We start from the raw sequence: 8,555 nt of genomic DNA on the forward strand, positions 1-8,555 counted from the left end.
CTCCGGCACCGGCCGCCCCCGCCCCGGCCGCCCCGGCGCCGGCAGCGTCCTCCGGGTTCCCGCTGGCCAAGCCGGCCAATGGCTGGTACTCCTCGCCATACGGGTGGCGCACCAACCCCGTCCTCGGCTACAGCGAACTGCACGACGGGCTCGACATCGCGGCCAGCTGCGGCTCGCCTCTGTACGCGGCGGCGGACGGCCGGGTCTCAGAGATGTACTACGGCGGCGGCTGGGGCTGGAAACTCACTATCGACAACGGGTGGATCAACGGCGTCCGGGTGAGCACCGGTTACAACCACGCACAGGGGTACATCGTTTCGGTGGGCGAGTGGGTCAGCCGCGGACAGGTTGTCGGATATACTGGAACAACCGGTCTCTCAACCGGTTGCCACCTCCATTTCCATACCTGGATCAACGGGCAAGTGACCAACCCGGCCAACTACCTGTAGACACCCACTGAGCGGTCCCTCCGAGACGGCCATCCCCCCGACCTTCTCGATCCCCCCTCGGGGCCCCTCAGCTGGGTCGTAGAGCCCCACCCTCGCCTTGGTAGGCTTTGGGGGTGGGGCTCTCGCTTTCAGCACGAGGCACGTTGCCCGCTCACGGAGTACCAGTCAGGAGACCGATGCCACGCGAAAAGGGCCGCAAGGTGGTCGCACGCAACAAGAAGGCGTTGCACGACTACCACATCGGTGACACAGTCGAGGCCGGTATGGTGCTCACCGGCACCGAGGTCAAGTCGCTGCGGGCAGGCCGCGCGTCGCTGACCGACGCCTTCGCCACCATCGACAACGGTGAGGTGTGGCTGCGCAACGCGCACATCCCCGAGTACGAGTTCGGCACCTTCAACAATCACACCGCCAGGCGCAACCGTAAGCTGCTGCTGCATCGAGGGCAGATCGACAAGCTGGACCGCCAGGTGGCCGATTCCGGACGCACCCTGGTGCCGCTGTCCATCTACTTCTCCGACGGCTACGCCAAGGTCGAACTGGCGGTGGCCACCGGCAAGCGGGAGTGGGACAAGCGGCAGACCATCGCCGAGCGGGACGCCCGCCGCGACGTGGAGCGCGAGCTGGCCGAGCGGCGCCGAGGGCGGCACTGACCGCCCCTCTCCAACGGCGTCCCCGGGCCTGGTGACGCAGCCGGCGGGTAACCCTCATTTTTCACTCAGGGGACCGACAGGGGCACATGGGTGCGATGGCCGATACCGGTGAAGAGCAGGCCGCGGCATCATTGCTGGCATGACGAACTATTCGCAGTGGCCCTTGTTGAACAACCCACAGCCGGGCATGGATAGCCAGATGTCGTACGGTCAGGCACCGGACGCCCCGGTCTCGGAGCCCGATCGCGACCGGGCCGAGCGGCTGCTGCACCAGGCGCACCGCGAGGGACGAATAACCACCACCGACTTTGAAGAGCGATTCACCCGTGCGATGAACGCCACCCGAGCAGGTCAGCTCTACAGCGCCATCCAGAACATCCCGGCGCCGGTCAGCCAGGCGATGGTCCGGGTGGGCGAGCAGTACCAACGCGCCCGCTCCGGCCAGCCCCAGCAGGGGTGGACGCCCGCCATCCGGCAGGCCGACACCGAACGCAACGCGGCCCTGACCCATTTGTCCGGCATGTTCACCTGGATCTTCGGTCCGCTGGTGATCCACTCGGTTTCGCGACCCGGCAGCGTCCTGCGCCGTGAGGCGGCCAAGGCGTTCAACTACCAGCTGGCCGCGGGCGGCATCTTCCTGGCCGCGTCGATGGTCTTCGGCATCTTGGGCCTTGGAAGCCTCACCGGGCTGGTCTGGCTGAGCTGGCTAGGGCTGACCATCATGAGCGCCGTGAAGGCCGGCAACGGCCACGACTGGACGAATCCGCTCACCAGGGTGACCAAGGTCAACCTGCTCGATCCGACCGGCCGCTGAGCGATCGTTCCCGATGCCGGGGAATGTTCGGCCATCGAGTATCGTTGTACCACTGACAACTCGACAGGGGGGTGACTGGTTTCGACTGGGGATGGTAGTACCAGGAGAAGCGGGTCGAGAATCCAAGGTCATCTCGTTAATGTCCCTTGGGAACCAATAAGTGCCAACGCAAAGCGCACTGACTTCGCTCTCGCTGCCTGAGCAGTGACCGAAGGGTCAGCCCGGATGTAGCCTTCCTTCCGGTTCCTGGCCTCATCAAGAAGGCTTGCTGATCAGCTCCAGCCCGGAGGGCTGATCGGGACTCAAACCGGGCTGGGCCCGTCTGCAACATGCTGGCGTGAGTGCAGGGGTCGAGTAGAACGTCCAGTCAGCTGCACCCGGAGAAGGTCTGGTGCGCCTCGTCAGGACGCGGGTTCAATTCCCGCCACCTCCACACAAGGCATCACGGCCGGCACCCCGAACGCACAAACGGCGTCCGCTTCATCGAGGCAGACGCCGTTTTGCGTCCCCCGGAACGACCTGCTTCGCGCGACCGGTGGCCCGGCACCGGGTGTCCGGCGCAGCAGGCCTGGCCGTCGGCACAGAGGCCGCCGGCCTCGGCACGAAGCGCTCCTGCTAGCGAAAGCCGTTCCTGCTGGCGTAGCCTTACCGCCGGGATTGGCCTGCTTCTGCGCAGACTCCTCAGCCGCCCAACCGTCCCGGGTCACTCGGTCGGTGCGGCCTGGCTCGGCCCCTCGTACAGGCCGATCTGGTTGCCGTCCGGGTCGGTGAACACGGCGTACCAGCTGGTGTCGTCGATCGGCCCCTTGGGCATCAGGACCTTGCCGCCCAGTTCGGTCGCCCTGGCCAGTGCCTCGTCGATGGAATCGACCTCGATCACGCTGCGCGGCTGGGTGAAGCCCTCCTGACGTTCGGTCAGAGCGCCGCCGCTGATCTTGTTGGGGGCCTGCCACATCGGGTAACCCTCGTAGCCGGGCATCTCGGCGATCTGCCAGCCGAAGACCCTCGAGTAGAAGTCGGTTGCGGCGGCCAAGTCTGAAACGGGTATCTCCAGGTGGGTGACATCTCCGTGTGGCATTTTGGCTCCTGTCGTGTTCGGGTGCGGACGTGGCCAGTATGCGCAACCCCCGTCCATCTGGCAGTGCATTGGAACCACAAGCACCTGCAGCGCTACCGATTCACCACCGAACGTCACCGCAGCAACCCGTCCAGCCGTTTCCCCGACCCCCTCAGGTGAAGGTGGGATGATTGAGGGGTGAAACCAGTGCAGCCGCCCGCCGCCGGTGAGTTGCTGGTGTCCACCACCCAGGGGACCAACGATTTCTTCGAACACGCCGTCGTGCTGCTGCTCGACTGCGATCGGGACGGGGCGCTCGGGGTCACCCTGAACAAACTCGACGAGACCCCGCTCAGCGCGGTGCTGCCGGAATGGGTCGAACTGGTGGCCCCACCCCGCGTCCTGTTCTCCGGTGGGCCGGTTTCACAGCACGGCGCCGTTTGCGTGGCCAAGGTGGCCGATCCGATCGAGGAACCGCCAGGGTGGCGTAGGGTGATCGGCGACATCGGGCTGCTGCACCTAGACACCCCCGTCGAACTCGCCGCCGGCGGGTACACCGCGTTGCGGATCTATGCCGGCTACTCGGGGTGGGCGCCCGGGCAGTTGGAGGCTGAGCTCGCTCAGGGGCTGTGGTACCGGATGGACTCCCGGGAGGAGGACATCTTCACTGCCGACCCCAGCGGGCTGTGGCGGCGCGTCCTGCGCCGGCATGGCGGCACCCCGGCGCTGCTGTCCACCTGGCCCCCCGACCCACAGCTCAACTGACCCGCCGTCTGAGCCTGCGGGATACCATTGACGGCAGTCACCGACCGACGAGGGGAGCATGAGCGAATCTTCAGGGCCGGCTGCCCATCGCGACCTGATCCTGGTGGTCGACGACGATCCTGCACTGGCCGAGATGCTGCAGATCGTCCTGCGGCAAGAAGGCTTCGACGCCGAGTGGTGTGCGACCGGTGACCAGGCATTGGCTGCGTTCCTGCAGACCCAGCCTGCACTGGTATTGCTCGACGTCATGCTGCCAGGGTTGGACGGCATCCGGGTCTGCCGTCAGATCAGGGAGCTCTCCGGCGTCCCGATCATCATGCTGTCCGCCCGCTCCGACACCGTGGACGTCGTTCGTGGGCTGGAGGAGGGCGCTGACGACTACATCTCCAAGCCGTTCAAGGCCAAGGAGTTGGTGGCCCGGGTGCGTGCCCGGCTGCGGGCTAACTCACGTCCGGTCGAAGAGCCCAGCGAGCACCTGCGGATCGGCGACCTGACCATCTCGACGCTCAGCCACACCGTCCGGCGCGGCGACCAGTTGATCAACCTGACACCGCTGGAATTCGACCTGCTGGTTGCGTTGGCCCGGCGTCCCCGGCAGGTCCTCAGCCGCGAGGCGCTGCTGGAGGAGGTCTGGGGATACCGGCACGCTGCGGACACCCGGCTGGTGAACGTGCACGTGCAGCGCTTGCGGTCGAAGATCGAACGCGACCCCGAGCGCCCCGAGATCGTGGTCACCGTGCGCGGCGTTGGTTATCGGGCCGGTGAGCAGGCCACCGCGGGCGCGGATTGATGTCGGTCGACCAGATTCGCCGACCCCACCAGCGTGCGGTCGCCACGTTCCGAAGGGTCTGGCGGTCGTCGTTGCCGCTGCGGGTGATCGTGTCCACGCTGGTGGCGTCGGTCGTGGTAGTGCTGCTGGGTGGCCAGTTCTTCCTGAACCGGGCCCGCAACGGCATCGTGGCCTCGAAGAAGCAGGGCAGCATCGTGGAGGCGTCCACCGCCCTGCAACGCATGCAGACCCAGTTGGACGACACCGATCTGCGCACCGAGTCGCTGCTGGAGCGCCTGGGGCAGCTGGCGGACGAGGTGGGCAGCCAGCCAGGCCAGTTCAGCGTCATCATCGAGACCACCGCCAGCGTCTACATGTCCCGCGGGGTGATGCCTGCCAGCGTCCCGCAAACCCTGCGCGACGAGATGTCGATGGAGCCGCGCCAGCTCTACGTGACGCTCACCGACGTGCGCTACGACGACGGCTCCAGCGAACCCGGCGTGGTCGTCGGTGGCCACCTGGTTGCGCCTTCGGGACAGATGTCACCGGTCTACTTCCTGTTCCCGGCCCACGCCGAGACCCAGACCCTCCAGGTCCTGCGTCGAGCGTTGTGGCTGACCGGGGCGCTGCTGCTGGCGGCGCTGGCGATCATCGCGTTCACTGTCATGCTTCAGGTCACCGTGCCGCTGCGGGCGGCCCGGGACGTCGCTGGACGGATCGCCGGCGGTGACCTCGACCAGCGGATGCAGGTGCGCGGTACCGACGAGATGGCCAGCCTCGCCACCTCCATGAACAACATGGCGGCGGAACTCCAGCGCCAGATCAGCCAGCTGGAGGACCTGTCGCGGGTGCAGCAACAGTTCGTCTCCGACGTCAGCCACGAGTTGCGGACGCCGCTCACCACCATGCGGATGGCCACCGAGGTCTTGCACGAGTCACGCGACCGGTTCTCACCCGACCTGCGGCGCACCGTCGAATTGCTGCATGACCAGGAGGAACGCTTCGAGCTGATGCTGGGCGACCTGCTGGAGATCTCCCGCTTCGACGCCGGGGCAGCGGTGCTGAACCTGGAGGAGGTCGACCTGGCCGATCTGGTGAGTGCAGAGGTGACCGCCCAGGAGGCGGTCGCGCGGAGGTTCGAGGTGCCGATCGAGCTGGTCATCGAGGGTTCGACCATCGTCGAGGCCGACCCGCGGCGGATCCAGCGGATACTCCGCAACCTGCTCAACAACGCGCTGGGACACGCCGAGCGGCGTCCGGTCACGATCACAGTTGCCGGCGACGACCAGGCGGTCGCGGTCACGGTCCGAGACCGCGGGGTCGGCTTCGCCCCGTCTCAGTCCGACCAGGTCTTCCGCCGGTTCTGGCGGGCCGACGAGAGTCGCAACCGGGTCGGCGGCGGCACCGGGCTGGGGCTGGCGATCGCGCTGGAGGACGCCCGGCTGCACCAGGGCTGGTTGCAGGCCTGGGGACGCCCCGGCCGGGGTGCCCAGTTCCGGCTGACCGTGCCGCGCAACCAGGGCATCGTCCTCGACCGGTCACCATTGCCATTGGTGCCTGCGGACGCCGAACCGCCGCCCGGGTCGGGTGCCGAAGTGGGACCGACCGCCGCCCAGGCCGGCCAGCTCGCGCTTCCGGCCACCGACAGCCGGGCGGGCTCGGGATCGTCGCCGGTGGGACCGGTGGGGGAGGTGGAGTCATGATCGGCACGATCGGCAAGGGCTGCCGCTGGCTGGCCGTGCTGCTGCTGGCCTCGCTGACGCTGGTCGCCTGCACCAGCTTCCCGACCAGCGGGCCGGTCGAACAGGTCAGCGTGGCCGCTCCCGGTGCGCGGCCACGCGGCATCGATGTCGCGGCCCAGCCCCCCGAGCCCGGGGCCAGCCCGGAAGCGATCCTTGAGGGCTTCTTCTCCGCCTCCGAGTCGCCCGGTGAGGGCTACCAGGTGGCCCGCCAGTTCCTGACCCCGGAGGCGGCGGCCAGCTGGCGCCCGGAAAGCGGCATCCAGGTCTACGACGCGACCAGCCAGTCCCGGGTGGTGACGACCGACGGCTCGGCGGTGCTGCGGGCCACCCTGGTCGGACGGGTGGACCTCGACAACGTCTTCACCGCGGCGTACGAACCGGACTTCACCCACAACTTCGAGATGACCCAGGTCGACGGGCAGTGGCGGATCGGCGACCCCGGACCGGGCATCCTGATATCCCTGCAACGGTTCCACCGGGCGTTCGCCGCGGTTCCGGTCTACTACTTGGATGCCAGCGGCCAACGGATGGTCAGCCAGCAGGTCTTCCTGCGACAGTCCGACATCGACCCGGATTCGCCGGACGCGCTGGTGCGCGCAGTCATCGACGGTCCCGGCGGGTGGCTGCGGCCTGCGGTGATGAACGTGCTGCCGACCGAGCTGGCGTCGCTGGGTACCTGGGTCGACATCAACGGGGTGGCGCACGTCAGCCTCAGTGAGCAGATCGAGGCGCTGAGCGCCGACCAGCGTGCCCAGGCCGCCGCCCAACTGCTGTTCACCCTCAGCTACTTCGACACCATCACCGGGCTGCTGATCGAGGTGAACGGCCGGCCGTTGTCGATCCGTGGCGCCGACACCGTCGGTGTGGTGCGGATGTCCAGTCTCGCCCGGTTCGCGCCCGAGCGGCCAACCGCACCCCGGGACATGTTCGCGGTCCAGGACGGCGTGGTGATCAGGATCGGTGAGGCGCCGAACTCGGTGCTGAGCACCGTCTCGGGGCCGCTTGGCGGGGGCTGGGACGAGACCCCCGGCCGGCTGGCGTCGTCCTGGGCGGGGGACCAGCTGGCTGTGCTGAGCGAGGACGGCGAGCGGCTGTTCGTTTCGACCAACTTCAACGTCGAACCGGTGCTGCGCCATACCGGCACTGGATTGGTCAAGCCGCAGTTCGACGCGAACGGCAACCTGTGGACAATCGACAACACCGAGGAAGGTCCGGTCGCGGTGCGCATCCCGCCGATCGGGGAACCGCTGCTGCTTCAGCTGCCGGACCTGGACGGGGCGCGGGTCGTCGAGTTCCGGATCAGCCCTGACCTGACCAGGATGGCGGTCATCGTCGAGGCCGAGGACGTGCAGCGCCTCGGCCTGCTGCGGATCCGGGACGCCGGGGAGCACGCCCTGGAGGGTTGGCGGCAGCTTCCGGTCCACACCACCCGCGGCCTGATCACCAGCTTCCGGGACGTGGCGTTCGTCTCGCCCGAGCGGATGCTGGTGCTCGGGGCGGGGGAGCGCGACACCACCTTCGCCGTGCACTCCCTCGATGTGGACGCCGCGCTGGTTACCTCTCAGGGGCCGCTCAACGACGAGGATCCGGTGCTGTTGGCTGCCATGCCGATCGGCACCATGGGCGCGGTGGCCGTGATGACCGCCGGCGGGGTGGGCCTGCGGTTTGAGGCGCAGTACAGGTGGTCGCCGGTGGTGCGGGGCATCTCGGACCTCGCCTACCCGGGTTGAGCTCGCGGCAACCCGGCGAAACCGGCCCGAGTCGCCGAGCTGTCCACAGCTTCGTCGATGGCCTGACCGTTCCGGAGCTGCAGCGGCGATCCTCCACCGCATGAACCGAGTGTCCCATCTGTTGCCCAGCATCGAACGGCTCGCCATGGCGGCCAGCAACCTGCTGCTCGGCGCCTGCTGCCCTGGCTGTGGTGTACCGGGCTGGGCGGTTTGCCGCCAGTGCCGCGCGCTGCTGCCGGTGGGCGTCCAGCCAGTACGGCGGACGGGGCTCGAGCTGCCCGACGGGCTGGTGTGCGGCGCCTATGCCGAGCCGCTGTCCCGATTGCTGATCGCCCACAAGGACGAGGGTGCCTGGCAGTTGGCCGGGCTGCTCGGCGCGTTGCTGGCCCGGGCGGTCGCCGGCCTGGACTGCCCATCCGACGCGGTGCTGGTCCCGGTGCCTTCCGACCAGGCCGCGGTGCGGCGCCGCGGTTACGACCATGCCCGGGCGTTGGCCAACCAGGCCGGGTGCCAGTTGGCCCGGCCGGTCCGGCCGTTGTTGACCCGCGGCACGGCGGCGTCCGACCAGGTCGGTCG

At 68.3% G+C, this 8,555-nt stretch carries 9 protein-coding genes and 1 other RNA gene; 9 read left to right on the top strand and 1 reads right to left on the bottom strand.

Features of this window, described 5'->3' with window-relative positions:
• The 4 genes from WBL05_RS13495 to ssrA form a co-directional block, all read left to right on the top strand.
• The coding region (locus WBL05_RS13495; RefSeq protein ID WP_424226646.1) for a M23 family metallopeptidase at nucleotides 1–449 on the top strand (449 nt) is incomplete at its 5' end.
• Between the two features lie 176 nt (nucleotides 450–625).
• Nucleotides 626–1,102, top strand: a complete 477-nt coding sequence (smpB, locus tag WBL05_RS13500) for an SsrA-binding protein SmpB (protein ID WP_424226648.1) — start codon at nucleotides 626–628, stop codon at nucleotides 1,100–1,102.
• 139 nt (nucleotides 1,103–1,241) lie between these two features.
• Complete coding sequence (locus WBL05_RS13505; RefSeq protein ID WP_424226650.1) at nucleotides 1,242–1,916, top strand: DUF1707 and DUF4870 domain-containing protein; 675 nt, start codon at nucleotides 1,242–1,244, stop codon at nucleotides 1,914–1,916.
• A 67-nt stretch (nucleotides 1,917–1,983) separates the two neighbouring features.
• Nucleotides 1,984–2,352: a transfer-messenger RNA gene (gene ssrA / locus WBL05_RS13510) on the top strand.
• A 267-nt stretch (nucleotides 2,353–2,619) separates the two neighbouring features.
• On the opposite strand, the gene WBL05_RS13515 is transcribed toward ssrA, so the two are convergent.
• On the bottom strand, nucleotides 2,620–2,994 hold the full coding sequence (locus WBL05_RS13515; RefSeq protein ID WP_424226651.1) for a VOC family protein: 375 nt from the start codon (nucleotides 2,992–2,994) through the stop codon (nucleotides 2,620–2,622).
• Between the two features lie 177 nt (nucleotides 2,995–3,171).
• Between WBL05_RS13515 and WBL05_RS13520 the strand changes: the two genes are divergently transcribed.
• From WBL05_RS13520 to WBL05_RS13540, 5 genes are all read left to right on the top strand, one after another.
• Nucleotides 3,172–3,738: a YqgE/AlgH family protein gene (locus WBL05_RS13520; protein ID WP_424226652.1), complete on the top strand. Its 567-nt coding sequence runs from the start codon at nucleotides 3,172–3,174 to the stop codon at nucleotides 3,736–3,738.
• Nucleotides 3,739–3,796: 58 nt separating this feature from the next.
• Nucleotides 3,797–4,528, top strand: coding sequence for an MtrAB system response regulator MtrA (mtrA, locus tag WBL05_RS13525; protein WP_424226653.1), 732 nt, complete (start codon nucleotides 3,797–3,799; stop codon nucleotides 4,526–4,528).
• A complete protein-coding gene (gene mtrB, locus WBL05_RS13530) occupies nucleotides 4,528–6,210 on the top strand; it encodes an MtrAB system histidine kinase MtrB (RefSeq protein ID WP_424226654.1) in 1,683 nt (560 codons plus the stop codon). The genes mtrA and mtrB overlap by 1 nt, the downstream gene beginning before the upstream one ends.
• Nucleotides 6,207–7,979 carry an LpqB family beta-propeller domain-containing protein gene (locus tag WBL05_RS13535; protein ID WP_424226656.1) on the top strand — a complete coding sequence of 591 codons (1,773 nt, stop codon included), beginning with the start codon at nucleotides 6,207–6,209 and terminating at the stop codon, nucleotides 7,977–7,979. Before mtrB ends, WBL05_RS13535 begins: the two co-directional genes overlap by 4 nt.
• A gap of 100 nt (nucleotides 7,980–8,079) precedes the next feature.
• Nucleotides 8,080–8,555, top strand: a 476-nt coding sequence (locus WBL05_RS13540; protein ID WP_424226658.1) for a ComF family protein, incomplete at its 3' end; no start/stop codon positions are given.

The organism is Brooklawnia sp. (assembly GCF_049651565.1).
Taxonomy (GTDB): Bacteria; Actinomycetota; Actinomycetes; order Propionibacteriales; family Propionibacteriaceae; genus Brooklawnia.